This is a genomic window from Flagellimonas okinawensis, assembly GCF_029194005.1.
Lineage (GTDB): Bacteria > Bacteroidota > Bacteroidia > Flavobacteriales > Flavobacteriaceae > Flagellimonas > Flagellimonas okinawensis.
On record NZ_JARFVA010000004.1, the window covers coordinates 129,238 to 154,743 of the forward strand.

Below are 25,506 nucleotides of genomic sequence, written 5' to 3' on the forward strand. Positions count from 1 at the left end.
AATTACCTTTGTGCCCTGTAAATTTAAACCCTGTGCCCTTAAAAATGAAGCGGTTGTTGAAATACTTTGTGATGCCGGTAAAAAGAATCTTTGTAATCGGGATAATTTTACTGGTCTCTTCCTGTGGTGAAACCGATAGGACAGAAGAGGAAATCGACAAAGTTGCCATCGATTTGAAAATATCCAGGTTCGACCGGGAGTTTGCCAAGACAACTTCAAAAGATATCCCTGGCTTAAAATCCGAATATCCCTACTTGTTTCCCGAACAGTTTCCGGATAGTGTTTGGATCGCTAAGCTTACCGATACCATCCAAATGGAATTATCGGATGAGGTAGAAAGGACATTTGGTGATTTTGAAGAGGAGTCCAATGACTTGGAAGCCCTCTTTAAACATATTGAATTTTATTTTCCGGAAACTGGAACCCCTCATGTGGTGACCCTAACATCGGATGTGAGGTACGAAAATAGAATCATACTTACCGATTCGTTGTTACTTATCGGCTTGGATAATTATTTAGGTGCGGACCATCATTTTTACGAAGGTATGCAACGATATGTGGCGGCATCTTTGGATAGAAAGTTTCTTACTTCGGATGTGGCAAGTGCCTTTGCCAAAAAAGTATTGCCCTATCCCAGAAATAGGACCCTTCTTTCTAGAATGGTGTATTATGGAAAGGAACTTTACCTAAAGGATGTGTTGATTCCGTCAGTAACGGATGCACAGAAAATCGGATATTCCGAAGATCAACTTGAATGGGCAAGGGCCAATGAGGAACAGATGTGGAAGTATTTTGTGGAACGGGAACTCTTATATAGTACCGATACGGGTCTGGATAGAAAGTTTTTGGATCCGGCACCCTTTTCTAAATTCGGATTGGAGCTGGACAATGAATCACCCCCACGACTGGGCAGATACATGGGATGGCAGATAGTCAGGGCCTTTATGGAGAAAACCGACATGGATTTGAAGCAAATGTTGCGTTTGCCCGCTGATGAAATTTTAAAACAATCAAATTACAAACCAAAAAGATAAATGGCAGTAGAACATACTTCGGAGATAACCTTAAAGGTTGGATTGGATGAGAACAGAGTGCCCGAAGAACTAACATGGTCGGCACAAGATGGCGGTATTAATGAAGAGGATGCGAAGGCCATGCTGCTCTCTGTCTGGGACAGCAAAAACCAAGAATCGCTCAAAATTGACCTTTGGACCAAGGATATGCCAGTGGACGAGATGAAAGTCTTTTTTCATCAGACTTTGGTGACCATGGCGGATACATTTTTTAAGGCCACCCAGGACGAAAAAATGACGGCCACCATGAAGGATTTCTGCGATTACTTTGCGGAAAAGTTGGAGCTGAAAAAGTAAACCGCTATTCCAACGGCTCGTTTGTGCGGTTGAATTTTGATTTTTCTTCCCCTCTTAGGTCCAGAACATTTTCAATTTTTTGTTTGGTGGGCTTCTGAAAGAATAGGTAGAAAATGAGTGATACAGCTATGATCAAATAGGTGAGGTTAGCAGTATTGGCAAAGATTACGATGCAAAAGAGCGCTGCTCCCTCCAAAAGGGCGTACTTTAAAATGGATGCGGATTGGAATCTGTTGAGCTTGGTCCGTAAATCCATGTCCTTGGGTAGAGAGCCCGTCATTTTTTTAAATATGAAGTCGCCCAAAAATATACCGGCCAAAGCGACCATGGGTACAATGGCCAAGAACATGTCGTCTGTATCGGTCAATGTCAGTTCCATTTTGGAAGCCCTAAAATAAAAGAGTGCTCCAAGGACAACTGGAGTTGCCGAGATGCCTATATGTAAAAAGGATATGGTCTTTAGAAATCCTCCAGGAGTGAGTTTGTTGCTGTTGTTTTGCATCGTTCGGTTTTGGTGAAGTTTATGTACTTAATCCCCGGCGACCAACATATTGATCATCCATCCATTGTTCCTTTTAATAAGACCCATTCGATAACCAATCGGGGAGACCAAATATTTGCCATATACGAATCCGGACAAGCTGTTGTCCACTGTAGTTATGTGGAGCCATTTTGTTTCTTCTGAAATTCTATTTTCTTCGATATCGGAAATCTTCACGATCTGATAGCTCAGCTGACCGATTACCTCTGAGTTTTCGGTGGTGGGTTTATCCCTTACATTCACATTGTTCCCCAAAACATAATAATGTTCAAAGGCATCATATTCCTCTGGCCAGTCGGAAAAAGTAAACGGGAGGGTGTAACTGTTTTCATAGGTTGAAGAAATATGGCCGGGGCCACCGATCAATAGAATGTTTTCCAAGATTTCCCATAGATTGGTGGAGTCTCCTTCTAAGTTCCATTGCATTTTAAATTCATCAATGCCACCATCACCCCCAAAGTTGTTCAATATATGCGGGTCCAAGTGATCAACTATGAATTGTTTGTCCTGTTTGCCGACCGCCAAGGTGAGCTCGGTCAAGAATTTGGAAAGGGAATAATCCGATATTTCCATTTTGGGAGGAAGGAATTCCCCTTGGGCAGATAGGTTCACTGTTGAAAAACAGATAAGTGTAAATAAAAGGTTCTTCATTGATGATCGGTAATTAGAGCTTTCTAAAATTACATAAACCCAACAAATAAAATTAAAAAAGCCCTGTTTTCAGGGCTTTTTTAATTAGGGATTCATGGGGTTATTGACCAATATGCTCGAGGCTCATGGGAACCTCCATGAGCAACACCCTGCTTTCGGATACCGATTTTAAGGTAAAGGAATCGGTTTCCCAAACGCCAAAACCGTCTCTTTTTTCCAATTTTTGCCCATCGATTTCAACCTCTCCCTCAAGGATAAAGGCGTAGACTCCATTTCCTTTCTTTTTTACTTGATAGGAGTCTGTGGACCCAGCTTCAAATTTTCCCAAATGGAACCAGGCATCTTGATGGACCCAAACACCTTCGTCATCGGGATTAGGGGAAAGTACATGGTAAAAGGCATTTTGTTTTTCGATGTCCCGAATCGAAATCTGGTCATATCTAGGGGTTACATTTCTTTTGTTGGGGAATACCCAAATCTGTAAAAACTTGACCTCCTGATCCGTGTTTTTGTTGTATTCACTATGTTGGATCCCAGTACCTGCGCTCATCACTTGAACATCACCTTCCTTGATAGTGGCGGTATTGCCCATACTGTCCTTGTGTTCCAAGTCCCCTTCCAAGGGAATGGATATAATCTCCATGTTGTCATGGGGATGGGTGCCAAATCCCCTCCCTGGTGCAACTTGGTCGTCGTTCAATACTCGCAAAACTCCAAAATGCATGCGTTCAGGGTTATGATAACCGGCAAAACTGAAAGTATGGTGTGAATTTAACCAGCCATGGTTCGCATGGCCGCGGGTTGCTGCTTTGTGCAATACGGATTTCATTTTAATCAATCTTTAATTAATACTTGTCTAAGCTATTAAGGTGTTCCAATAGTCGTTAAAACTTATGGAATCTTACCTGTTGATTGATGCTGGGGATATATAATACGATCAGTTCTTGTTCTGGAAAAATTCTTGATTAATGCCATCAATGAACCCTAAAAGTTCCTCCCTTCCCATCCGGCTGGTGGACGAAGTGGTGAAATGTGGGGGCGTTTCTTCCCATGCGCCCTCCAGTAATTTTTGCAGATAGGCATTTGCCTGTCGCTCTATGGCCTTGGGCTTTAACTTGTCCGATTTTGTGAAAATAATGGCAAAAGGAATCTGATTGGTGCCGAGCCATTCCATAAACTCCAAGTCCACCGGTTGGGGTTCGTGACGGATATCCACCAAAACAAAACCACAGACCAATTGTTTTCTTTTTTGAAAATACTCCGTGATGTATTTCTGAAATGTTTTTTTGTCCTTTTTGGAGACCCTTGCATAGCCGTACCCTGGCAAATCGACCAAGAACCAATTATTGTTGATCTTAAAATGGTTGATGAGCTGTGTTTTTCCAGGTCTCCCAGAGGTTTTGGCCAGTCCCTTGCGGTCCACTAGCATATTGATCAAGGATGATTTGCCCACATTGGACCTGCCGATAAAGGCATATTCCGGTAAGGGTTCATTGGGGCATTTGGCAACGTTGGAGTTGCTCATCACAAATTCTGCCGAAGTAATTTTCATGTCTAGAAGTTACGCTTTTTCAACCAGGCCTCGAGGATGTGGTTAAAATCGTTGGGATGCTCCATCATTGGTGCGTGTCCACATTTTTCTATCCAGTAAAGATCGGAGTCCGGCAACAGTTCATGGAATTCCTTGGCCACGTTTGGCGGTGTCACGGTATCGTTTTCACCCCATATAATACATGTAGGCGTGTTCATATGAGGCAAGTCCTTGGACATATTGTGTCTTATGGCACTCTTGGCTATGGCCAAGGTTTTTACCAACTTCATTCGGTCGTTCACCGTGGCAAAAACTTCGTCCACTATTTCCTTGGTTGCCACCTTGGGGTCGTAAAAAACATCCTCGGCCTTCTTTTTTATGAACTCATAATCGCCTCGCTTAGGGTAACCATCGCCCATGGCACTTTCATAAAGTCCAGAGCTCCCTGTAATTACTAGTGCTTTGACCATTTCCGGGAACATTTTGGTATGCAAAAGACCTATATGTCCTCCAAGTGAGTTTCCAAGTAAGATAACATCCTTTAAGCCCTTGTGCTCGATGAAACCTTCCAAAAAGTTGGCAAAGTTCTTTACGGTGGTTTTTAAGATGGGCATATCATAAATGGGCAGCTCGGGAATTAAAACCTTGTAGCCCTTGGATGGGAAATATTCGGAAACACCCTGGAAATTACTAAGGCCTCCCATTAAACCGTGCAATATGATCATAGGGGTTCCTTCCCCTTTTTCTATATACCGGTATTTGCCATCTTCGATTAAATGCTCTTCCATCAATAGTTAGTTGGTAGTAAGAGGCGCAAATATAGGGATTTCATATCACAAAGAATTTAGCTTTTATCATATCGGGCACAAGTTTTTTCATTTGAGTTAAAACTATACCATAATAAGGAGATTGTCCAACACGCTAAATCACATTCCGAATAATGGTTTTTTATCCAAAAGTGGAGAATTTATTAACAAAAGTGGTATTAAGTGGAGAAATGTGGAAATAAAATCTATATATTTGAGTTGTATTAAGTAACCAATTGATTTCTAGTGACCCATATCATAGGACAACATGATTGCAAAGCGGACTCCAAAGGAAGGGTGTTATTGCCCATTTCTTTGAAGAACCAGTTGTTGCCCGTAATCAAGGATGGGTTTATAATCAAGCGGTCCGTTTTTCAGCAATGTCTGGAATTGTATCCCAAAGCAGAGTTCGATGTACTCATGCAGAAAGTGATGAAGAAAAGCAAAATCAATCGAAAGTACGATGCTTTTGTGAGGAATTTTGTTGCAGGAATGAAGGAGGTGGGCATTGACGGTGATTCGGGAAGATTGCAGATCCCAAAAAACTTGGTGGAGTTCGCAGGGATCGAAAAGGAAGTGGTTCTGAATGCGGTTTTTGATAAAATCGAGATTTGGAACAAGGATATGTACGAGAAAGTCTTGGCGGAAAGTGAGAAGGATTATGCCGATCTGGCCGAGGAGATTTTTGACGACGATGAGTAGTGCATATCACAACCCGGTATTACTGAAGGAGTCAGTGGACGGGTTGAATATAAAAGAAGATGGAGTGTATGTGGATGTCACCTTTGGTGGCGGAGGGCATTCCAAAGAAATTTTGAAAAGATTGGGCGATGGCGGAAAATTGTTCGCTTTTGATCAGGACGAAGATGCCCTTCAAAATGCATTGGAGGATGACAGGTTTCAATTGATCAATCAGAATTTTCGCTACCTCAAACAGTTTTTAAAGTTCTATGGCATTCGGAAAGTTGATGGAATCTTGGCGGATTTTGGGGTTTCCTCCCATCAGTTCGATGAAGCCGATCGCGGTTTCTCCATTCGTTTCAATGCGGATCTGGATATGCGGATGGACAAAAAAAACGAATTGTCGGCCTATCAGGTGGTAAACACCTATTCCCAAGAAGATTTAGCGTCGGTTCTTTTTCAATATGGCGAATTGCGAAACGCAAACGCCATGGCAAAGACCATTGTTGCGGCAAGGGCGGAAGAGCCCATAAAAACCACAGATGATCTCAAAGGTGTATTGCGCAAGTTTTTGCCCAAGATGAAGGAGAACAAGATTTTGGCGCAAATCTATCAGGCGATCAGGATCGAGGTGAACCAAGAGATCGAAGTGCTCAAGGAATTTTTGGAGCAAGTCCCAGAGGTATTAAATGAGGGAGGGAGATTGAGCTTGATCAGTTACCATTCCTTGGAAGACCGTCTGGCAAAACGTTTTATCCGTGCGGGTAAATTCGACGGCGAGCCTGAAAAGGATTTCTACGGAAACATTAATGTGCCCCTTAAAAAGGTAGGTGGCTTGATTGTTCCATCAGCAGAAGAAATAGCCGACAACACTAGGGCAAGAAGTGCAAAACTCCGCATTGCGGAGCGCTTATAAAAGGTTTCCGCTTAAGTGGAATACCAGCAAATGAACACAAAATGAGAAAAGGATTACTGGACATACTAAAAGGAAAGTTTTTGGTGAGCGGAGATGCTCCCAAGAACTGGATGTTTTTGTTGTTTGCCTCTTTCTTGGCGGCCTTAATGATTTCCAGTAGTCACAATGCCGATAAAAAAGTATTGGAAATCGCCGAGCTTAACGAAGAGGTGCGAAAACTTAAAAGCGAGTTTTTTGAGGCTCGTTCCAGTGTTCAACAATTAAAGCTCGAATCGACCTTAAGGGAAGTGGTGGCCGAAAAAGGCTTGGCGCCCTCCCAAAACCCACCAAAAAAAATAAAAGTTAAATCAGCGGAACAATAGTGGCCATTACCGAAAAAAATATCATGAATAGACTTTACCTCGTAGCGGGAGGTCTTCTTGTGTTGGCCATTGCCGTGGTGGTAAAGTTGGTGGATATACAAATGGTGCAGGGAGAAAAGTATAAGGAACTTGCCCTGAGCAAAACCGAGAAAATGTTCACTATTGAGCCCAATCGCGGGAATCTATATTCAGAAGATGGTAGTTTATTGGCGGCATCTGTGCCAAAATACGAGGTCAGGTTTGATGCCCAAACCGTTTCGCAGGAAAATTTTGAGAACAATGTTGCGGCATTGTCCGATTCTTTGGGCAAAATGTTCGATCGACCTTCATCTTATTATCGACAATTGTTCCGTAAGGCACGCGCCAATGGAAATCGCTACAAATTGGTGGCACGTAACGTAGGGTATTTGGATTACGTTCGTATCAAGCAGTTCCCATTGTTCAATCTTGGTCCGTACAAAGGTGGTTTCATTGAAACCCACCGGGTAGTCCGTGAATATCCTTTGGGTAAGATGGCAGCAAGGAGCATAGGTTATGAGCGGGTGGATGAGAACGGTTATTATACCCGTGTAGGTCTGGATGGCGCATTCGGTGAATCTTATCTGCGGGGCAAGGAAGGAAAGCGGTTAAAACAAAAGATAGCCAAGGGACAGTGGAAGCCCGTTGGTCTGGACAATATTGTCGAGCCCCAAGATGGATTGGACGTTGTTTCCACCATTGATGTCAATATTCAGGATATAGCCCATCATGAATTGTTGAGGCAACTCGAAAAATATAAAGCAGACCATGGTTGTGTAGTGGTGATGGAAACCGAAACAGGTGAAATCAAGGCCATTTCCAATTTGGGAAGGACTTCCGATGGAAAATATTACGAAAAATTGAATTATGCTGTCGGGGAATCCCATGAGCCCGGTTCCACTTTCAAATTGATGTCCATGGTGGCCGCTTTGGAGGATAAAGTTGTAGACACCAGTACGGTCATTGATACAGAAAAGGGGAGGTACCGCATATATGACGGTGTTGTTAAGGATTCCAAATGGGGTGGGTATGGTGAGATTTCCCTCTCCAAGGCATTTGCAGTATCGTCCAATACGGCCTTTGCCAAGATTATCAACGAAAACTATAAGGAGCAGCCAGAGAAGTTTGTCAATCGCCTTATGAACATGGGTCTCCATAAAAAATTGGGGTTGCCCATCATCGGGGAGGGTGACCCTGTGATTCGTTATCCGGGAGATAAAGGTTGGTCGGGAATTTCCTTGGGTTGGATGTCCCATGGTTATGAAGTTTCCTTGACTCCGATTCAAACTTTGGCCTTTTATAATGCCATAGCCAATGATGGTGAGTATGTAAAACCTCGTTTGATCCAAGAGGTGCGTGAAGGAAACAAGGTGTTGAAACGTTTTGATAGAGAGGTTTTGAACCCCTCCATCTGTTCCAAGGAAACCGTGAGAAAGGCGCAACAATTGTTAAAGGATGTTGTGGAAAAGGATTATGGTACCGGGCACCGAATGTATTCCAAGAATTTTTCCATGGCTGGGAAAACCGGGACCACACAAAAGAACTACGTTGAAAAGAACCCGGATAAATTGGCATATATCTCCTCTTTTGCGGGATACTTTCCTGCGGATAATCCTAAATACTCCTGTATAGTAGTGATTCACGAGCCAGATAAGGACGAAGGGTATTACGGAGCGGATGTTTCCGGACCAGTATTCAAATCCATGGCGCAAAAAATACATGCTATTTCACCAATGGTTGACGAGGTCGAGGATAAGGTCTTGGAGAATGAAGAATTAGATGCGCAATACCAACAATACTTTGCCCAGGTTCAAAAAAGTTATAGCACGGTGCCCAATTTGAAGGGTATGAGCGGAATGGACGCTGTTTCCCTTTTGGAAAATCTGGGGATTGAGGTGGAAGTGCACGGTAATGGAAAAGTAAAGAATCAATCGGTCAATCAAGGGACCAATATCAAACAGGTGAAAAAAATAGTATTGGAGCTTTCATGAAGTTATTGAAGGACATATTATATGGTGTGAGCCTTTCCGCGGTAAGCGGGGATACCAATGTAATGGTGAACCATGTCCATTTTGATTCCAGAAAAATCGAGATGGATGATGTTTTCGTTGCCATTCGGGGAACCCTTACCGATGGACATCAATACATTCAAAAGGCCGTTGATTCCGGAGCAAGGGCCATTGTTTGCGAAGAGCTTCCAGAGCTTATGGTCAATGGTGTAACCTATCTTCAAGTAGACGATTGTAACAGTGCCTTGGCGGTGATAGCATCGAATTTTTATGGGGTTCCATCCAAAAATTTGAAACTGATCGGTGTCACAGGTACCAATGGTAAGACCACTGTAACCACTTTGCTGTACAACCTTTTTAAGAAAGCGGGTTACAAAGTGGGTTTGATATCCACCATAAAGGTTTTGGTGAATGATCAAGAGTATAAGACCACGCATACAACACCGGATGCCATTGCCATAAATGGATATTTATCCAAAATGAACGAAGCCGGCGTTGAATTCTGTTTTATGGAAGTTAGTTCTCATGGAATCCATCAAAAGAGAACGGAAGGACTTCATTTTGAAGGGGCCATATTTACCAATTTGTCGCATGATCATCTCGATTACCATAAAACGTTTGCAGCGTACAGGGATACCAAGAAAAAATTGTTCGATGGTCTTTCAAAAAACGCATTCGCCCTGGTGAACATCGATGACAAGAACGGTTTGGTGATGCTTCAGAACACCAAAGCCAAAAAATATACCTATGCGTTAAAATCCTTTGCCGATTACCGGGCACAGATTCTGGAGAAACAATTCAATGGTCAATTGCTGAAGGTTGACGACAATGAATTGTGGTCCAGGCTCATTGGAGACTTCAATGCCTATAACCTCCTGGCCATTTATGCCACGGCAGCTATTTTGGGCTTGGAGAAGATGGAGATTTTAAGGCTGATGAGCGAGCTGGAAAATGTGGATGGCAGGTTTCAATATTATATATCAAAAGACAAGATAACGGCTATTGTTGATTATGCCCATACGCCGGATGCACTCAAAAATGTGTTGGTAACCATCAATGCATTGAGGACTGGAAATGAAAACGTCATCACCGTAGTGGGGTGTGGTGGTGACCGTGATAAGTCAAAGCGTCCGGTTATGGGTCATATCGCTTCCGAAATGAGCGATCAGGCCATATTTACATCGGATAACCCCAGAACGGAATCACCAACAGCCATTATTGAAGAAATGGAGGCGGGCGTAGAAGCCCAGAATGTTCGTAAAGTATTGTCCATAGAGAATAGAAAACAGGCCATAAAAACAGCTTGCAAGCTTGCAATGGCACAAGATATTATCCTTGTGGCGGGAAAAGGTCACGAGACCTATCAGGAGACCAATGGTGTTAGGGTCGATTTTGATGATTTTAAAGAAGTTAAAGAAGCTCTGGAGAGCCTTAAAAAATAATGTAGTCCATGTTATACTACTTGTTCGAATTTTTAGAGAAGCAATACCAACTGCCTGGCGCGGGACTTTTTCAGTTCCTTACCTTCAGGGCGGCCTTGTCCGTGTTGTTGTCCCTATTGATTGCCATGGTCTATGGAAAACGAATCATATTGTTCCTGCAGAAGAAACAGATTGGGGAGAGCATCCGCGATCTTGGTCTTGAGGGACAAAAACAAAAGGCGGGAACCCCAACTATGGGAGGGTTGATCATTATTGTGTCCACCTTGTTGCCTGTTATCCTTTTTGCGGACATCAAAAATATTTATGTCATCCTGTTGATCGTGACCACCATCTGGATGGGTATCATCGGGTTTATCGATGACTACATCAAGACTTTCAAAAAGGACAAGCAAGGACTTAAGGGGAGGTTCAAGGTGATGGGTCAAGTAGGATTGGGACTGATCGTGGGATTGACCCTTTATTTCCATCCGGCGGTGACCATTAAGGAGAAGGATTCATCCACCATTACAGAAAATTTTAAAGTGGAAAGGGTGTTTGGCGAGGAGACCAAAGCAGTGCGTACCAACGTGCCATTCTTTAAGAACAACGAACTCGATTATGCAGATTTTATCTCCTGGATGGGGGAAGGTGCCGAGGATTATGCGTGGCTTATATTTATACCGGTCGTGATCTTGATCGTGACCGCAGTTTCCAATGGTGCCAATCTTACCGATGGGATAGATGGTCTGGCAGCAGGTTCGTCCGCAATAATTGTTCTCACCTTGGGGATTTTTGCGTGGGTGTCCGGAAATATCGAGTTCTCGGATTACCTAGATATTTTTTACTTGCCTCGAGTGGGCGAACTAGTGGTCTTTATCGCTGCCTTTGTTGGGGCGTTGGTTGGCTTTTTATGGTACAATACATTTCCAGCTCAAGTTTTTATGGGGGATACAGGCAGTTTAACCATTGGTGGGGTTATTGCAGTAATCGCCATAATCGTAAGAAAGGAGCTTTTGATTCCTATCCTTTGCGGAATCTTCTTTGCCGAGTCCCTGTCGGTAATGTTGCAGGTAGGCTATTTTAAGCATACAAAGAAAAAATACGGGGAAGGGAAACGAATTTTCTTGATGGCCCCATTACACCATCATTATCAAAAAAAATTATATCACGAGAGCAAAATAGTGACCCGTTTTTGGATTATCGGAATCATGCTGGCCATCATCAGTATTGTTACGCTTAAAATAAGATAGAATGGGTCGTTTGGTGATACTTGGAGGAGGAGAAAGTGGCGTTGGAACCGCCATTTTGGGAAAGCAAAAAGGATTTGAAGTCTTTGTTTCGGACAAAGGTGAAATAAAGGAAAAATACAAAGAGGTTCTTGAACATTTTGAGATTGAATGGGAGTCCGGTGAGCATACCGAGTCAAAGATTCTAAATGCCGATATGGTGATGAAGAGTCCAGGTATTCCAGATAAGGTTCCTTTGGTGAAAGCAATCATTGAGAAAGGGATTCCAGTGATTTCTGAGATAGAGTTCGCATCAAAATATACGGATGCTACTTTGATCGGGATAACAGGGAGCAACGGCAAGACCACGACCACTATGATGACCAACCACCTTTTAAAGAATGGTGGGTTGAATGTGGGAATGGCCGGGAACATTGGAGATAGCTATGCCAAAATGGTAGCTGAGCAAAACTTCGATCATTACGTGTTGGAAATAAGCAGTTTTCAATTGGACGGTATTGAGGGGTTTAAGCCGCACATTGCCGTGATCACCAATATCACACCTGATCATTTGGACAGATATGATTACAAATTCGAAAATTATATCGCCTCCAAATTCAGGATTGCCATTAATCAGGATGAAAATGACTACCTGATTTATGACGCAGATGATGAAGTAATAGGTGATTGGCTAGACAAACACCCAGTTCGATCCAAATTGTTGCCCTTTTCGGTAAAAACAAAACTGGCTGAGGGAGCTTGGCTGGAAGACAGAACGATTAAAATAAAATTAGAAAATAAAACCTTGGAAATGAGTGAAGATATTTTGGCCTTGGAAGGTCAGCACAACGTAAAGAATTCAATGGCGGCAAGTATGGCGGCCATGCTGGTTAAGGTCAGAAAAGAGACCATTCGCCAGAGTATACAGTCTTTTCAGGGAGTTCCCCACAGATTGGAAAACGTACTGAAAATAAACCATGTGGAATACATCAACGATTCCAAGGCAACCAATGTGAATGCGACCTTTTATGCCTTGGACGGCATTAAACGGCCCATTGTTTGGATCGTTGGAGGTGTTGACAAAGGGAACGATTACTCTGAACTGATGCCGTTGGTGCGCGAAAAGGTAAAAGCCATTGTTTGCTTGGGCGTCGACAATTCAAAGTTAATAGATGCCTTTGGCAACGTCATTGACCTTATGGTGGAAACCTATTCGATGGAAGAGGCGGTAAAAGTGGCCTACAAGGTTGCGGAAAGAGGTGATGCAGTCTTGCTTTCTCCGGCATGTGCCAGTTTTGACCTCTTTAAAAATTATGAGGATAGGGGAGACCAATTTAAAAACGCTGTAAAAAATTTGTAAAAGGTGTTCGCAATATTCAAAAATCTGAAAGGTGATAAAGCTATTTGGGGCGTAGTGGCCCTATTGGCACTTTTCTCATTTTTGCCGGTGTACAGCGCCAGTACCAATTTGGTATACGTCAATGGTGATGGGACCACTTTGGGCCATTTGGTAAAGCATGCTGTGCTGTTGTTTCTGGGCTTCGGCATTATATATGCTGTACATAGGATACCGACGCATTATTTCAAAGGGCTCTCCATTATAGCCATGCCCATAGTCATACTATTGTTGATCTATACTTTGACCGTGGAAACGCGGATTGGAGGGGTCACGGCCAATCGTTGGATAAAGATTCCCTTGGTCGGAGTCAATTTTCAGACATCAACATTGGCTGCTGTGGTTTTAATGATTTGGATTGCTAGGTATCTAACCAAAATCAAGGAAACCAAAATCACTTTTAAAGAAAGTATTTTGCCGTTGTGGCTCCCTGTTGCTTTGGTGGTATTGTTGATTTTGCCCGAAAATTTTTCAACCGCAGCCATCATCAGCTTTATGGCGTTGGTACTTTGTTTTCTAGGTGGATATCCATTAAAATATCTATTTGCAATGGTGGGAACCGGTATTGTTTTGGCCGGAATGTTCTTGTTCGTACTGTTCAAGGCGCCAGAAGTATTGCCACAACGTGCAGGGACATGGAAATCAAGGATAGAGACCTTTATCCACCCGGAACAGGCGGACAAAGATGATCTGCACCAATTGACCTTGGCACAGATTGCCGTGGCCGAAGGTGGTGTTGTGGGCAAGGGTGCCGGAAAAAGTGTGATGAAGAACATGTTGTCCCAGAGTACCTCGGATTTCATTTTTGCCATCATTATAGAAGAATATGGATTATTGGGTGGAGGGGCTTTGCTCTTTTTCTACCTCTTATTGCTGTTTCGCATTGTGGTCGTGGCGCATTCGGCCAAAACGGTATTCTCAAAATTATTGGTGATCGGCGTAGGACTGCCTATTGTATTCCAGGCCTTTATCAATATGGCCGTGGTGGTGCAGTTGTTTCCCGTAACGGGACAGCCCTTGCCGTTGATCAGTATGGGGGGGACATCTATTTGGATGACCTGTATGGCCATTGGAATCGTGTTGAGTGCCAGTAATAAAAAGGAAAATTTGGAGGAGCAATCCCAAGGAATAGATGATACGAACCCTTTAGAAGTATTGAGTGGGCAATTATAGGTTTATACTTTCTGGAGGAGGGACTGGAGGACATATTTATCCTGCCGTGGCCATTGCGAACGAGCTGAAGAGAAGATATCCTAAAGCTAAATTTTTGTTCGTAGGTGCAAAGGATAAAATGGAAATGGAAAAAGTACCGCAGGCCGGATACGAGATAAAAGGCTTGTGGATAAGTGGAATACAACGGAAACTGACATTGAAGAATCTCATGTTTCCATTTAAACTGATAAGTAGTTTGTTGGCAGCACGAAAAATAGTGAAGCAATTTAAACCCCATGTGGCCATTGGTACCGGGGGGTTTGCTAGCGGACCTTTGTTGAAAATGGCCGAAAGCTCAGGTGTGCCCTGTTTGCTGCAAGAACAGAATTCCTTTGCTGGAATCACCAATAAACTATTGGCGGGCAAGGCGGAAAAAATATGTGTGGCCTATGATGGTATGGATCGATTTTTTCCGAAGGAGAAAATCGTGAAGACGGGAAACCCCATCCGAACGGATTTAGTGGAATTAAAGGAAGGTAAAAAAGAGGCCGCCGCCTTTTTTGGACTTGATGGCGATAAAAGGACGGTCTTGGTTCTGGGCGGTAGCCTGGGAGCAAGACGAATCAATCAATTGATTGAAAAGGAACTTGGTTTTTTTGAAGAAAAAGGATGGCAAGTGCTTTGGCAATGTGGCAAGTTGTACAACGAGGAATATAAAAAATATGATTCCAGTTCGGTAAAGGTCTTGGCCTTTGTTAACCGGATGGATTTTGCCTACGCAGCAGCCGATGTTGTCATTTCAAGGGCTGGTGCCGGTTCCGTTTCCGAGCTATGCTTGGTGGGCAAACCGGTGATTTTTGTTCCATCGCCCAATGTGGCCGAAGACCATCAAACCCAGAATGCAAAAGCTCTGGTGGCCAAGGATGCCGCTATTATGCTTCGTGAAAATGAATTGGATTCGGAATTTGAACAACGCTTTTCTGAGTTGATTGAATCAGAGGAGATGCAGGAAAACCTTGGGAAAAACATCAAAAAAATGGCAATGCCAAAGGCTACCGAACATATTGTGGACGAAATTGAAAAGTTGTTGAAGTGAATTTGAAGGATATACATAGCGTTTATTTTATCGGTATAGGTGGCATAGGGATGTCCGCTTTGGCTCGCTATTTCAAATTTGTGGGTAAAGAAGTGGCGGGTTATGACCGTACACCTACACCCATTACGGATGGATTGACAGAGAAAGGAATCTCAGTTCATTTTGAAGATAATGTCGATTTGATTTCCGATACGTTCAAGCATCCACAAACCCTAGTGGTTTACACACCGGCCGTACCTTCTAAACATTCGGAACTTCAGTATTTCAAGAGACAAGGATTTGACTTGAAAAAGCGCTCCGAAGTTTTGGGTATCATCACCAAAGATTCATTTTGTTTGGCGGTTGCCGGGACACATGGCAAAACCACCACTACTTGCATTTTGGCACATTTGCTCAAAGAATGTGGTTTGCCAATGACTGCATTTTTAGGTGGTATTTCGGAAGACTTCGATAGTAATTTTGTGCTTGATGGAACAGAGTATTCCGTAGTGGAAGCGGATGAATTCGATCGTTCTTTTTTACGATTGAGTCCCACCATAGCCTGTGTAACCTCAATGGATGCCGATCACTTGGATATTTATGGGACAAAAGAGGAACTTCAGCATTCGTTCAGGGATTTCGTGGATAAAATAAAGCCCGGGGGAAAGTTGTTCGTTAACAAGGGCCTGCCCTTGGAGGGAATCACCTTTGGTATTGAGAATGGTGCCGATTACTGCATAGAAAATATTGAAATTGAACATGGAGCCTACATATTTGATCTGGTAACGCCTTCCGAGGTCATCAAGAACGTAAAGTTCAACAAGCCGGGAAGGCATAATTTACTCAATGGATTAGCTGCTTTTGCGATGGCGGTGCAAACGGGTTGCCCACCACACCGCCTTGCCGAAGCTCTCGGTACTTTTAAAGGGGTGCAGCGTAGGTTCTCCTATCAGATAAAAGAAGAGAATTTTGTCTTTATCGACGACTATGCCCATCACCCCACGGAAATCAGTGCGGTACATCAGGCCATTAGGGAAATGCATGCGGGACAAAAAGTGACAGTGATTTTTCAGCCCCATCTTTTTTCACGTACAAAGGATTTTATCGATGATTTTGCCTCAAGTCTTTCGGATTTTGATGAAATCATCCTATTGGATATTTACCCTGCCAGGGAAGAGCCCATTGAAGGTGTGAACTCGCAGTGGCTCTTGGATAAAATTGAAAATCCCAATAAAAGACTGATTTCAAAATCAGCATTATTGGAGGAAGTAAAGAACTGCAAAACCGGGGTGTTGGTCGCCCTAGGAGCAGGTGATATTGGACTGGAAGTACCAAAAATCAAAAAAGAACTGAGCAATGCGCATTAATTGGGAATACATTAAACTGGCATTTTTGTCGGTATCCATAGTTGCGCTCTATGGATTTGCCGATCAAAGAAACCAAAGAAAAATGGTGGAAAAAGTCACTGTAAAATTCGTTGGTGAAAACAATTTGTATTTAACTGAGGATGCGGTTAATAAATTGTTAATACAAAATTACGGACCCCTAGAGAACAGGCCCAAAGAACAGTTAGTTTTGAATACCATAGAGGAGGTTATACTATCCAATGATATGGTCAAAAATGCCCAGGTCTATCTTACTGTAAACGGGGAACTTGTATCCAAGATTGTTCAGCGAAAGCCAATTGGAAGAATAGAGGGTGTCTCCAAATTTTATTTGGATGATCAGGGCAAACGTATGCCATTGTCTAGATATCATTCGGCAAGGGTTCCGATAATTACTGGAAAAATTACCGGGAAGACCCTTGAGGATGCCTATGTAATATTGGACTATATCAACAATGATGATTTTTTGAGAAAAAACATTATTGGGATACATATCGAGGAAGAAGGAAAATATCAGCTCAAGTTCCGCATGGAAAACTTTGTGGTAAACCTGGGCGGAGTGGATAATTTGAACTTAAAGTTCAAAAATTTTATGGCCTTTTATGCGAAGGCGGCCAAGGACAATTCCTTGGAGGATTATGCAACAGTTAGTTTGGAATTCAACAATCAAGTGGTTTGCACCAAAATTTAAATTATGGAACAAGGTAATTATTCAGTTGGATTGGATATTGGAACTACCAAGATCGTAGCGATCATAGGTAGGGAAAATGAGTATGGGAAAATTGAAATTTTGGGCACCGGACGATCAAAGAGTTTGGGTGTTCACCGTGGAGTGGTCAACAATATCACACAGACCATTTCGTCCATACAACAAGCGGTGGAACAGGCAGAATTAAATTCTGGCCTTAAGATAGGTTCTGTTGTCGTGGGTATTGCAGGTCAGCATATTCGTAGCTTGCACCATAGCGACTACATCACAAGGCCCAATTCCGAAGAGGTAATAGACAATGAGGATTTGGACAAATTGTGCAACCAAGTGTACAAATTGGTGATGCTCCCCGGAGAGGAGATCATCCATGTGTTGCCACAAGAGTACAAAGTGGACGGTCAATCGGAAATAAAGGAACCTGTAGGTATGTACGGTGGTCGTCTGGAGGCCAACTTTCATGTAGTGGTAGGGCAGGTTTCTTCCATTAAAAATATTGGAAGGTGCATAAAGAGCGCTGGTCTGGACCTTGGGAACATTACGTTGGAGCCATTGGCATCTGCTGATGCAGTTTTGAGCCAGGAAGAAAAGGAAGCTGGTGTTGCTTTGATCGATATAGGTGGTGGAACTACTGATTTGGCCATCTTTAAGGACGGTATTATCCGTCATACCTCTGTTATCCCATTTGGTGGTAATGTAATCACAGAAGATATCAAAGAGGGCTGCTCGATCATTGAAAAGCAAGCCGAACTCTTGAAGATAAAATTTGGTTCCGCTTGGCCAGGGGAGAACAAGGATAACGAAATTGTTTCCATTCCGGGGCTTAGAGGTCGTGAACCAAAGGAAATCACATTAAAGAACCTTTCCAAGATTATTCACGCGCGAGTAGTGGAAATCGTGGAACAGGTGTATGTGGAAATCAAAAACTACGGACACGAGGAACAAAAGAAAAAATTGATCGCTGGAATAGTGCTTACCGGAGGTGGAAGCCAATTGAAGCATTTGAAACAATTGGTAGAGTACATTACCGGAATGGACACCAGGATTGGATATCCAAACGAACATTTGGCCGGTGATTCCGACGAGGAAATCGCAAGTCCATTGTATGCCACGGCCGTTGGATTATTGATGAATTCCCTTAGGGCCAACAATAAGAACCAAGAAGTTCACCAAGAAGAGGTGCACGAAGAAGAATTATTGGTCGGTCAGGAAAACGATATGGGCGCCAAAGCTAATGCAACGGCGACGCATACGGAGAGAAAATCCATTTTTGATAAATGGTCGGAAAAGTTGAAGGACTTTTTGGACAATGCAGAATAATAACCCCATAAGAGAAACACAACTGTCATGAGTAAGAACACTGAATTTGACAACATCGCTTTTGATTTGCCCAAGAACAAGAGCAACGTAATTAAGGTTATCGGAGTTGGAGGTGGCGGTAGCAACGCTATCAATCACATGTTCCAGGCCGGTATCAACGGAGTCGATTTTGTAATCTGTAACACCGATGCACAGGCCTTGCAAAATAGTGCCGTACCAAATAAAATACAGTTGGGCGTATCCCTGACCGAAGGATTGGGTGCAGGTGCCAACCCAGATATTGGTGAGCAAGCCGCATTGGAAAGCATGGAGGATCTAAAGGCCATGTTGGACAATAATACGAAAATGGCTTTCATTACTGCGGGAATGGGCGGTGGAACCGGAACAGGGGCAGCTCCCGTTTTGGCTAAGCTTGCCAAAGAGATGGATGTTCTTACGGTAGGTATCGTTACCATGCCGTTCCAGTTCGAGGGTGCCATGCGTAACAAACAAGCCCAAATCGGGATAGAGAAGCTACGTGCCAATGTGGATTCCTTGATCGTGATCAACAACAACAAGCTAAGGGAGGTATACGGTAATCTTGGGTTTAAGGCCGGTTTCTCCAAAGCAGATGAAGTATTGGCCACTGCGGCAAGGGGTATCGCAGAGGTAATAACCCATCACTACACACAGAACATTGACCTTAGGGATGCCAAAACCGTACTTTCCAACAGTGGTACCGCCATTATGGGGTCGGCGGCAGCATCAGGTTCCTCAAGGGCCACCGAAGCTATTATGAAGGCTTTGGATTCCCCATTGTTGAACGATAATAAAATCAATGGGGCCAAAAACGTATTGTTGCTCATTGTATCAGGAACTCAAGAAATCACGATTGATGAAATCGGGGAGATCAATGATCATATCCAGATTGAAGCAGGTCACGGAGCCAACATTATCATGGGTGTGGGAGAAGATGAAAGCTTGGGCGAGGCCATAGCCGTAACGGTAATAGCCACAGGTTTCAATGTAGACCAACAGGATAATATTGTAAATACCGAGTCCAAAAAGGTTTTTTATACCCTTGAGGATGAACAGACCGCAGAGCAGGACCTAACGCCTGAATCTACTACGGTTCAGGAAATCCAAGTTGAAAATACTCCGGTTCCCGAACCAGAGCCAGAGCCGACCGTGGTGAAGCATACTTTGGAAATGGAAGAGGTTGAGGAAGTAGCACCCAAAGTTGAAGCTAAGGATCCTGATTTGATTCCAACAACAAGTTATATCAGAAACTTCAATGTGTTCTATGAAGAAGTGGTCGCTGAGCCAGTAGAAGATGACTTCGTTATTATCGAAGCGAAGAACGTAATCAACAACATTGATGTAATTGATGCGGAAGAGGTATCTGCAAAAAGCAATGAAGACCAATTTACCTTAAGTTTCGATATGCCTTTGAACAATGATGTAGAGGAGGATGACGAAAAGGAACATACCGTAACCTTTAACTTGGACGATGATGGCCTTGGGGATGTGGAAGTGAACGATTATGTTGAGGTGAAGCCGGTCTTGGAGTATAAAAAAGAAGGTGAGACCCGATATGACCTTCAAGAATACATGGAATTGGAAGAGCGGTTAACGGGGGCTAAATCAAAAGCTGAGACCCATGAGCCTAAAATGGTCGAGAACGAACTTGTTTTTGAAAAGAAAACGGTAAGGGTTGAAGAAAAAGAAGGTTCCAATCAACAAGAAGAACCTCAAAGTAGCTTGGATCCTATGAACAGTTCCATTAGCGATATTTTGAAAAACCGTGCCGATGAACGCAGGAGAAAGCTTAAGAACTTCAATTATAAGTTCCAAAACAACAGAAGCAGTATAGATGATATTGAAAAAGAGCCAGCATACAAACGCCAAGGTGTGGACCTGAACGATGTTCCAAAGGAACAAAAAGTATCCAGGACAACCTTGGGGGAGGATAGCAACGATGATTTACAGTTGCGTTCCAATAACTCTTTTTTGCACGATAATGTTGATTAGTAGTGTTTAAATTAACATCCATTTTTAATGGAAAGCATAAACCCGGAAGTGCAAAAACTTTCGGGTTTATTTTTTATCTTCGCGGCCTAAATATATTCTAATGGGTTTGCAAGAAAAGGTGATGACAGAAATGAAGGCCGCAATGAAGGCAAAGGACACCGTTGCCTTGGAATCTTTGCGAGCCGTAAAGTCGGCAATATTATTGGCCAAGACCGATAAAGGTGGTGGAGCGGAATTGTCCGAAGAAGATGAGGTCAAGTTGGTTCAGAAACTGGTAAAGCAGCGAAAGGATTCTGCCGCTATCTATAAAGAGCAGGGCAGGGAGGATTTGGCAGAACCGGAATTGGCACAAGTAGCCGTTATCGAAAAATTCTTGCCTGAGCAGCTTACCGAAGAGGAAATTGAGAAGGTCGTGGTTCAGACCATTGACTCCATTGGGGCCTCGGGTATGCAGGACATGGGTAAAGTAATGGGAATCGTTTCCAAAGAATTGGCAGGTCAAGCTGATGGAAAGACCATTTCCGCCATTGTAAAAGCAAAATTAAGCTCATAATAACATATTGGGCCGCGTAGTTCAACTGGATAGAATATCAGATTTCGGCTCTGAGGGTTGAGGGTTCGAATCCTTCCGCGGTCACTAAAGGGGATTTTCTGCAAATCGAGTGGAAGTCCCCTTTTTCTTTACCCTTCAAACTCCCCGCCAATATAGAGATTGCACCAAAAATCTCATTGACCCGAAAAGTTCGAACTCGCTTGTTTTTGAAGTCATACCCAATCCCGTCGGGGAACACCATATATTGGATGGCCCGTTTGGTTTCCAAATCCCCTAACTTCCACAGTGATGGTAGGTTACAGGCATAACCGAGTGCCAATTTTACGGACTTTTTAAGGTTCGAACTATTTATTCCCACATTTTCCATTTTCACCTCCAGTTCCCTCTGTTTGGCTTTCAGTTCCGGCATGAAAAGGTCGTACTGGGACTTTGTGATCTCGTTCAGAACGACGAATCTTCTCTCCAATGTATCAATCCTTTCTTTAAGTTGGCCGAGTTCTTTGGCCAACCGCTTTTGGTCATGAAGTGCTTCTTGATTCTTGACAATTAAGGTATCATGAATCATCTCGGTCAAAGGCTCTATATACTTTTTGTCGGCCAGTGTAAACCTGTTCAATACGTTCAGGAACTCTTTATGGAGCTTATTGGCGCTTCTGTTCTCCTTGCTGCCCTTACGTCTGTTCTTGTAATAGCACAGTCCCTTTTTCTTGACAATATATCCAGTGTAGGGCGTTCCACAGACCGAAGATCTGACGAACATCTTCAATGGCAGGTTTTCGTCATCGAACGAATATTTCTTCGGTGGCTCACCTGCATGGAGCAGATTGTGGATCTTAAGGAACATTTCTTTCGATATGAGGGCCTCGTGTTTCCCCTGGATCACTTCTCCGGGAATAAGACTGTTCACGATAAGCCCACAATAGAACGGGTTCCTGAAAAGGTCCGTTAACCTTTTTGCATGTATGTCCAGACCCTTTTCTTTCAGACGCTTTGCAATCTCGACATGTGACATATTGGAATTTGCCTTCCATAAAAAAGCCTGTTTCAGCAATCTTCCTTTCTCCGAGATCACAAAATTCGGGATCTTCCCTTTCCCGGGATTCGTATTGGTATATCCAAATGGATAGGCACCAGTCCAATGGCCCCTTCGCAGTTTTTCCCGCATTCCAGTAATGGATTTGTCCCTACGGATCTGGTTGTCGAAATGGGAGAACATATGGTAGAGATTTTCCTGGAACGTACCCGCACTTGTGGTCACATCGATTTCTTGGGTTGCCGATATAACGGCCACTCCCTGTTTTTTTAACTGTTCGCTGATATAGGCACCGTTCGCGCCAGTTCTGGAAAATCTATCATAGGAATAGACGATGATATAGCCGATGTTCTTTCTCCTTTTGACATAGCTGAGCATTCTTTGGAACTCCCTGCGCTCATCGCTCTTTGCGGATTCATAGGTTCCCCCGAAATATTCCAATACTTCCAATTCTTTTCGAATTGCGTATTCCTGGCAATATTTAAGTTGGGTGCTGAGACTGGCATTGTTGTCAAATTGCTCCTTACTGGAAACACGGGTGTAGATGACCGCCGTGTTGTTCTTTCCTATGATCCTTCCTTTTTCCTTTTTCGCAAATTGACTGAATACCTCTAAGTTCATATGTTCCCTTTTTGGACATGGCGGCAAACTATGTTGGCGAGTTCCCTGAGTTGTTCCACGATCTTTTTCGCTTCTTTCTCCGGGCAGTCCTCAAAACCTTTATACGTTCTGAGCCATGTACTGTTGAATGTTCTGTTTTTCCGCTTTAGCTCGATTATCGGGTTTGACATTTCCATTAAATAGCAGTAGCTCCTTTATCTTGAAGGTCACTACCGTATTTGTAAAGCAGGCTTTAATTTACCTTTTTTAATTGATCTGATCCCTTGTGGGACCATTGTTTTATTCCATACTTATGAGTTGTCGGTCAACAACTTTTGGTTTTTGCGACAGGGTCGATCTTTTTTCTAAAGATCCTGTTCACACAGACGATCTTACCATTACTTTGTTTGATCTCCAGATTTTGAAAATCGTGCTGCTTCAACATATCGATGATACGCTCCCCTGTGTCCAATCGTTCCAGACCTTCAATGGCATCGACCTCCCCGTTCTTGATGATCACTTTGATGGATAGGAACCTTTTGCTACGTATCATCTCCAATACCTGGATCTCGGAGGGGGTCATTCCTGAAGGTTTTTGCTTGTTGTTATTTTCCATAAGTTCAAGTTCTAGAGGCCCAGCCCTTTTCTTTTCTTCTTTCCTTTGGACTTTTTCCTCGCACCATGGTCAATGAGTTCCAGTTTAAAGGGAGTCCAATCCGTTTCATTTGCCAAAGGCCCGGTCATTCCATTTCCCTTAATTTCTCCCACATAACTTTTTGATTGTTCAGAAGGATTTTCAGTGCCTTTTGTAACTCCCTCACTTCTTGGCTCAGGTTTGATTGCTGTTCCAAGGTTTCTTTCACCAACTCTATCAGTTCCCCGTTCTTTTCCATTAGTTGATAGTATAACTGAACGGTCTCTGTCTTGCCCATAATCGATTTGTTTTACGATACTGTTCCATGAATATTTTTTGCCAAGCGTACTGCCTTTGTACACTACGCCTTGATGGTTGAACGATATGCCCGAGACCCTGCCCGTGGTCTTGCTTATATTGAACTTGGGCGAAATACCGTTCGATTCGAGCATTGAAATAAATTCGGACGTATCCGCAGCTATTGAGATTGCTAAACCAATTTTATCCTGAAGGATAAGTTTGATGGGCAGATTTCCAGTCCTAAGGGTTTTCTCGATCTCTTTCTGGGTAAGCGGTTTTTCGGCACCAGTCTTTACAGAAATTTGGGACAGCCCGTATTTCTTTTCCAGATCATTGAGCACTTCCCGGCTCCTTCTTTTAATGTTGCTGTCACTTGTTGTCCTGCCCGAATACCTGACCCTATTGGCCACGATATGGATGTGCTCGTGCTTCGTGTCCGTATGGCGGTACATGATGAACTGGTTGTTGTCGAACCCCATCTTCAGTAGATAGTCGCATCCCAATGAAGCAAATTCTTTATCGTCCAATTGATCAGAGTACGGCAGGTTCAAGGAAACATGAAGGACCGCATTCCCAAGTCCCGGACGCAATTGCCGGATCAAATTGAATTCCTGTGTCATGTTTACCGCTGTGGATTGTTCGATATTGGAATCGATCACATATCCGACCCCTTCGCTTACCTTTTTTTCATTGTAGGCAAGAACACCATAGAAGTCTTTCCCTATTGTTATCTTACCTATCATTGTTCGAGATATTTGTTTTGAGCTGCTGTAACAACATTTTTACCTCCTCCAATTGTTTAGATATACTGAACGGGGCATGGATGCCAGAGTTCGATACCCTGGCAAGTTGGTTCAGGTTGTTTCCCATCCGGCTCAGTTCGACAAACAGTTTTCGGTCCAATGGGCTTACCTTTTTATTCGGCAAGGATTTTCCCGTACATTTTCTTCGGATATATTCAGCTGTGGATAATCCAATTGTCTCCGCATTGTTGGAAATGATCGCGTGTTCACTTTGTGAAACCCTAAAGGCGATGACAATCGTCCTTTGTTTTGATATGTCCTTTTTAGGTCTTGCCATTTGCCATGAATTTGGTATTGTTCTAAAGGTCACTTGTAAACGAAGTGCGCAGTTTTTGTTTACAAAAACACAACTTGCTTCGTGACCCCCCATCAACTATATGGCAAACCTATGGCCTATGGATTGTTTGCAAGGGATTTGCCGTACATGGACTTTTGTACGGCAAATCATTGAAGGGTCATTTCAGAAGAGAAAAATCAAAAACCACACTGAACTTGAACTTGGTATTTCAATGGACAGGGGCAAAACGGCCGATTTGTATTGTCCAAATCGATTTTAATGCCTGTATGGACTAAAAATGGAAAGGGAGAAAAGTACCATCATCGGCTTTAAATCATCATCGCAAGGTTCGCTTCGCCCCCTGATCCCGTTCCATTTTTCATTATCTAAATGATTAAATGTACGATCATACAAATCATCAAATATTTATTTGTGTCTTGCAATTGCCAAAAATCCAATTGCAACAACGGCCGTATGGCAAAACCACTATGGAATCCAAGGAAATATCCAACTTTTTCTTCCTTCTCCCTTTCCACAAAAGGGCACCCGGAGGGTGCACTCTCACATGGCAATATGGTACATGTATTGTGTTATATGATAATGCGTTAATTTTGTGTCAAAGTGAAAAAACGGTGAGTACATGGAAAGGACGGATACTGAGAACCACTAAATTAATCCATCTTATTTTATTGTAACATATTGTATATATGAACCTTATGATCTATTTCAC

General features: G+C 43.0%; 26 protein-coding genes and 1 tRNA gene. 17 read left to right on the forward strand and 10 right to left on the reverse strand.

All coding sequences use genetic code 11. From position 1 onward, the window contains the following. Positions 1-44 precede the first annotated feature (44 nt). Together gldB and gldC are read left to right on the forward strand one after the other, a co-directional pair. Positions 45-1,034, forward strand: a complete 990-nt coding sequence (gldB, locus tag PY091_RS12610) for a gliding motility lipoprotein GldB (RefSeq protein WP_275650026.1) — start codon at positions 45-47, stop codon at positions 1,032-1,034. After that, the gene (gene gldC, locus PY091_RS12615) at positions 1,035-1,370 is read left to right on the forward strand and encodes a gliding motility protein GldC (RefSeq protein ID WP_275650027.1); all 336 of its coding nucleotides are present in this window, start codon (positions 1,035-1,037) and stop codon (positions 1,368-1,370) included. A gap of 4 nt (positions 1,371-1,374) precedes the next feature. Here the strand turns inward: gldC and PY091_RS12620 are convergent, their stop codons facing one another. From PY091_RS12620 to PY091_RS12640, 5 genes are all read right to left on the reverse strand, one after another. Then, complete coding sequence (locus PY091_RS12620; RefSeq protein WP_275650028.1) at positions 1,375-1,872, reverse strand: hypothetical protein; 498 nt, start codon at positions 1,870-1,872, stop codon at positions 1,375-1,377. A 27-nt stretch (positions 1,873-1,899) separates the two neighbouring features. Then, complete coding sequence (locus tag PY091_RS12625) at positions 1,900-2,562, reverse strand: SH3 domain-containing protein (RefSeq protein WP_275650029.1); 663 nt, start codon at positions 2,560-2,562, stop codon at positions 1,900-1,902. A gap of 100 nt (positions 2,563-2,662) precedes the next feature. Further along, positions 2,663-3,391 carry a pirin family protein gene (locus PY091_RS12630; RefSeq protein ID WP_275650030.1) on the reverse strand — a complete coding sequence of 243 codons (729 nt, stop codon included), beginning with the start codon at positions 3,389-3,391 and terminating at the stop codon, positions 2,663-2,665. Positions 3,392-3,499: 108 nt separating this feature from the next. Then, entirely contained in the window at positions 3,500-4,114 is a 615-nt protein-coding gene (gene yihA, locus PY091_RS12635) for a ribosome biogenesis GTP-binding protein YihA/YsxC (RefSeq protein ID WP_275650031.1), read from the reverse strand. Positions 4,115-4,116: 2 nt separating this feature from the next. Continuing rightward, on the reverse strand, positions 4,117-4,881 hold the full coding sequence (locus PY091_RS12640; protein ID WP_275650032.1) for an alpha/beta fold hydrolase: 765 nt from the start codon (positions 4,879-4,881) through the stop codon (positions 4,117-4,119). 264 nt (positions 4,882-5,145) lie between these two features. On the opposite strand from PY091_RS12640, the gene mraZ reads away from it, so the two are divergent. The 15 genes from mraZ (at position 5,146) to PY091_RS12715 (ending at position 21,213) form a co-directional block, all read left to right on the forward strand. Beyond that, positions 5,146-5,601, forward strand: a complete 456-nt coding sequence (mraZ, locus tag PY091_RS12645; RefSeq protein WP_275650033.1) for a division/cell wall cluster transcriptional repressor MraZ — start codon at positions 5,146-5,148, stop codon at positions 5,599-5,601. After that, entirely contained in the window at positions 5,594-6,496 is a 903-nt protein-coding gene (gene rsmH / locus PY091_RS12650) for a 16S rRNA (cytosine(1402)-N(4))-methyltransferase RsmH (RefSeq protein ID WP_275650034.1), read from the forward strand. Before mraZ ends, rsmH begins: the two co-directional genes overlap by 8 nt. Positions 6,497-6,537: 41 nt before the next feature. Next, positions 6,538-6,858, forward strand: coding sequence for an FtsL-like putative cell division protein (locus PY091_RS12655; RefSeq protein WP_275650035.1), 321 nt, complete (start codon positions 6,538-6,540; stop codon positions 6,856-6,858). Beyond that, entirely contained in the window at positions 6,858-8,867 is a 2,010-nt protein-coding gene (locus PY091_RS12660) for a penicillin-binding protein (RefSeq protein ID WP_275650036.1), read from the forward strand. The genes PY091_RS12655 and PY091_RS12660 overlap by 1 nt, the downstream gene beginning before the upstream one ends. Continuing rightward, positions 8,864-10,327 carry a UDP-N-acetylmuramoyl-L-alanyl-D-glutamate--2,6-diaminopimelate ligase gene (locus PY091_RS12665; protein WP_275650037.1) on the forward strand — a complete coding sequence of 488 codons (1,464 nt, stop codon included), beginning with the start codon at positions 8,864-8,866 and terminating at the stop codon, positions 10,325-10,327. Before PY091_RS12660 ends, PY091_RS12665 begins: the two co-directional genes overlap by 4 nt. Positions 10,328-10,335: 8 nt before the next feature. Beyond that, a complete protein-coding gene (gene mraY / locus PY091_RS12670; RefSeq protein WP_275650038.1) occupies positions 10,336-11,556 on the forward strand; it encodes a phospho-N-acetylmuramoyl-pentapeptide-transferase in 1,221 nt (406 codons plus the stop codon). A gap of 1 nt (position 11,557) precedes the next feature. Then, positions 11,558-12,892, forward strand: a complete 1,335-nt coding sequence (gene murD / locus PY091_RS12675; protein ID WP_275650039.1) for a UDP-N-acetylmuramoyl-L-alanine--D-glutamate ligase — start codon at positions 11,558-11,560, stop codon at positions 12,890-12,892. A 3-nt stretch (positions 12,893-12,895) separates the two neighbouring features. Continuing rightward, a complete protein-coding gene (locus PY091_RS12680; RefSeq protein WP_275650040.1) occupies positions 12,896-14,101 on the forward strand; it encodes an FtsW/RodA/SpoVE family cell cycle protein in 1,206 nt (401 codons plus the stop codon). Further along, a complete protein-coding gene (gene murG / locus PY091_RS12685; protein ID WP_275650041.1) occupies positions 14,088-15,176 on the forward strand; it encodes an undecaprenyldiphospho-muramoylpentapeptide beta-N-acetylglucosaminyltransferase in 1,089 nt (362 codons plus the stop codon). Before PY091_RS12680 ends, murG begins: the two co-directional genes overlap by 14 nt. Continuing rightward, positions 15,173-16,522, forward strand: coding sequence for a UDP-N-acetylmuramate--L-alanine ligase (gene murC, locus PY091_RS12690; protein ID WP_275650042.1), 1,350 nt, complete (start codon positions 15,173-15,175; stop codon positions 16,520-16,522). The genes murG and murC overlap by 4 nt, the downstream gene beginning before the upstream one ends. After that, a complete protein-coding gene (locus PY091_RS12695; RefSeq protein ID WP_275650043.1) occupies positions 16,512-17,231 on the forward strand; it encodes a cell division protein FtsQ/DivIB in 720 nt (239 codons plus the stop codon). The genes murC and PY091_RS12695 overlap by 11 nt, the downstream gene beginning before the upstream one ends. A gap of 3 nt (positions 17,232-17,234) precedes the next feature. Continuing rightward, positions 17,235-18,566: a cell division protein FtsA gene (gene ftsA, locus PY091_RS12700; protein WP_275650044.1), complete on the forward strand. Its 1,332-nt coding sequence runs from the start codon at positions 17,235-17,237 to the stop codon at positions 18,564-18,566. Positions 18,567-18,593: 27 nt separating this feature from the next. Then, positions 18,594-20,576 carry a cell division protein FtsZ gene (gene ftsZ / locus PY091_RS12705; protein WP_275650045.1) on the forward strand — a complete coding sequence of 661 codons (1,983 nt, stop codon included), beginning with the start codon at positions 18,594-18,596 and terminating at the stop codon, positions 20,574-20,576. Positions 20,577-20,676: 100 nt separating this feature from the next. Further along, a complete protein-coding gene (locus tag PY091_RS12710) occupies positions 20,677-21,129 on the forward strand; it encodes a GatB/YqeY domain-containing protein (protein ID WP_275650046.1) in 453 nt (150 codons plus the stop codon). 10 nt (positions 21,130-21,139) lie between these two features. Further along, positions 21,140-21,213, forward strand: a tRNA-Arg gene (locus PY091_RS12715). On the opposite strand, the gene PY091_RS12720 is transcribed toward PY091_RS12715, so the two are convergent. The 5 genes from PY091_RS12720 to PY091_RS12740 all read right to left on the reverse strand — a co-directional run bounded on the left by PY091_RS12720 (position 21,167) and on the right by PY091_RS12740 (position 24,776). Beyond that, positions 21,167-22,783 (reverse strand): recombinase family protein, encoded by a 1,617-nt coding sequence (locus tag PY091_RS12720; protein ID WP_275650190.1) that lies wholly within the window; start codon positions 22,781-22,783, stop codon positions 21,167-21,169. The two genes, PY091_RS12715 and PY091_RS12720, sit on opposite strands and share 47 nt — an antisense overlap. After that, entirely contained in the window at positions 22,780-22,953 is a 174-nt protein-coding gene (locus PY091_RS12725) for a hypothetical protein (RefSeq protein WP_275650047.1), read from the reverse strand. Before PY091_RS12725 ends, PY091_RS12720 begins: the two co-directional genes overlap by 4 nt. 134 nt (positions 22,954-23,087) lie before the next feature. Beyond that, the gene (locus PY091_RS12730) at positions 23,088-23,378 is read right to left on the reverse strand and encodes a hypothetical protein (RefSeq protein ID WP_275650048.1); all 291 of its coding nucleotides are present in this window, start codon (positions 23,376-23,378) and stop codon (positions 23,088-23,090) included. Positions 23,379-23,389: 11 nt separating this feature from the next. After that, positions 23,390-24,439, reverse strand: coding sequence for a relaxase/mobilization nuclease domain-containing protein (locus PY091_RS12735; protein ID WP_275650049.1), 1,050 nt, complete (start codon positions 24,437-24,439; stop codon positions 23,390-23,392). After that, positions 24,429-24,776, reverse strand: a complete 348-nt coding sequence (locus PY091_RS12740) for a plasmid mobilization protein (RefSeq protein ID WP_275650050.1) — start codon at positions 24,774-24,776, stop codon at positions 24,429-24,431. The genes PY091_RS12735 and PY091_RS12740 overlap by 11 nt, the downstream gene beginning before the upstream one ends. Positions 24,777-25,506: the final 730 nt, after the last annotated feature.

Coding starts and splice junctions, on each gene's coding strand:
- ftsA (WP_275650044.1), top strand. CDS start 17,235: ATGGAACAAGGTAATTATTCAGTTGGATTGGATATTGGAACTACCAAG.
- PY091_RS12620 (WP_275650028.1), bottom strand. CDS start 1,872: ATGCAAAACAACAGCAACAAACTCACTCCTGGAGGATTTCTAAAGACC.
- PY091_RS12630 (WP_275650030.1), bottom strand. CDS start 3,391: ATGAAATCCGTATTGCACAAAGCAGCAACCCGCGGCCATGCGAACCAT.
- PY091_RS12720 (WP_275650190.1), bottom strand. CDS start 22,783: ATGAACTTAGAGGTATTCAGTCAATTTGCGAAAAAGGAAAAAGGAAGG.
- yihA (WP_275650031.1), bottom strand. CDS start 4,114: ATGAAAATTACTTCGGCAGAATTTGTGATGAGCAACTCCAACGTTGCC.
- PY091_RS12655 (WP_275650035.1), top strand. CDS start 6,538: ATGAGAAAAGGATTACTGGACATACTAAAAGGAAAGTTTTTGGTGAGC.
- rsmH (WP_275650034.1), top strand. CDS start 5,594: ATGAGTAGTGCATATCACAACCCGGTATTACTGAAGGAGTCAGTGGAC.
- gldC (WP_275650027.1), top strand. CDS start 1,035: ATGGCAGTAGAACATACTTCGGAGATAACCTTAAAGGTTGGATTGGAT.
- PY091_RS12665 (WP_275650037.1), top strand. CDS start 8,864: ATGAAGTTATTGAAGGACATATTATATGGTGTGAGCCTTTCCGCGGTA.
- PY091_RS12725 (WP_275650047.1), bottom strand. CDS start 22,953: ATGTCAAACCCGATAATCGAGCTAAAGCGGAAAAACAGAACATTCAAC.
- mraY (WP_275650038.1), top strand. CDS start 10,336: ATGTTATACTACTTGTTCGAATTTTTAGAGAAGCAATACCAACTGCCT.
- ftsZ (WP_275650045.1), top strand. CDS start 18,594: ATGAGTAAGAACACTGAATTTGACAACATCGCTTTTGATTTGCCCAAG.
- PY091_RS12640 (WP_275650032.1), bottom strand. CDS start 4,881: ATGGAAGAGCATTTAATCGAAGATGGCAAATACCGGTATATAGAAAAA.
- PY091_RS12735 (WP_275650049.1), bottom strand. CDS start 24,439: ATGATAGGTAAGATAACAATAGGGAAAGACTTCTATGGTGTTCTTGCC.
- PY091_RS12625 (WP_275650029.1), bottom strand. CDS start 2,562: ATGAAGAACCTTTTATTTACACTTATCTGTTTTTCAACAGTGAACCTA.
- PY091_RS12695 (WP_275650043.1), top strand. CDS start 16,512: ATGCGCATTAATTGGGAATACATTAAACTGGCATTTTTGTCGGTATCC.
- murD (WP_275650039.1), top strand. CDS start 11,558: ATGGGTCGTTTGGTGATACTTGGAGGAGGAGAAAGTGGCGTTGGAACC.
- PY091_RS12730 (WP_275650048.1), bottom strand. CDS start 23,378: ATGGAAAATAACAACAAGCAAAAACCTTCAGGAATGACCCCCTCCGAG.
- gldB (WP_275650026.1), top strand. CDS start 45: ATGAAGCGGTTGTTGAAATACTTTGTGATGCCGGTAAAAAGAATCTTT.
- PY091_RS12710 (WP_275650046.1), top strand. CDS start 20,677: ATGGGTTTGCAAGAAAAGGTGATGACAGAAATGAAGGCCGCAATGAAG.
- PY091_RS12740 (WP_275650050.1), bottom strand. CDS start 24,776: ATGGCAAGACCTAAAAAGGACATATCAAAACAAAGGACGATTGTCATC.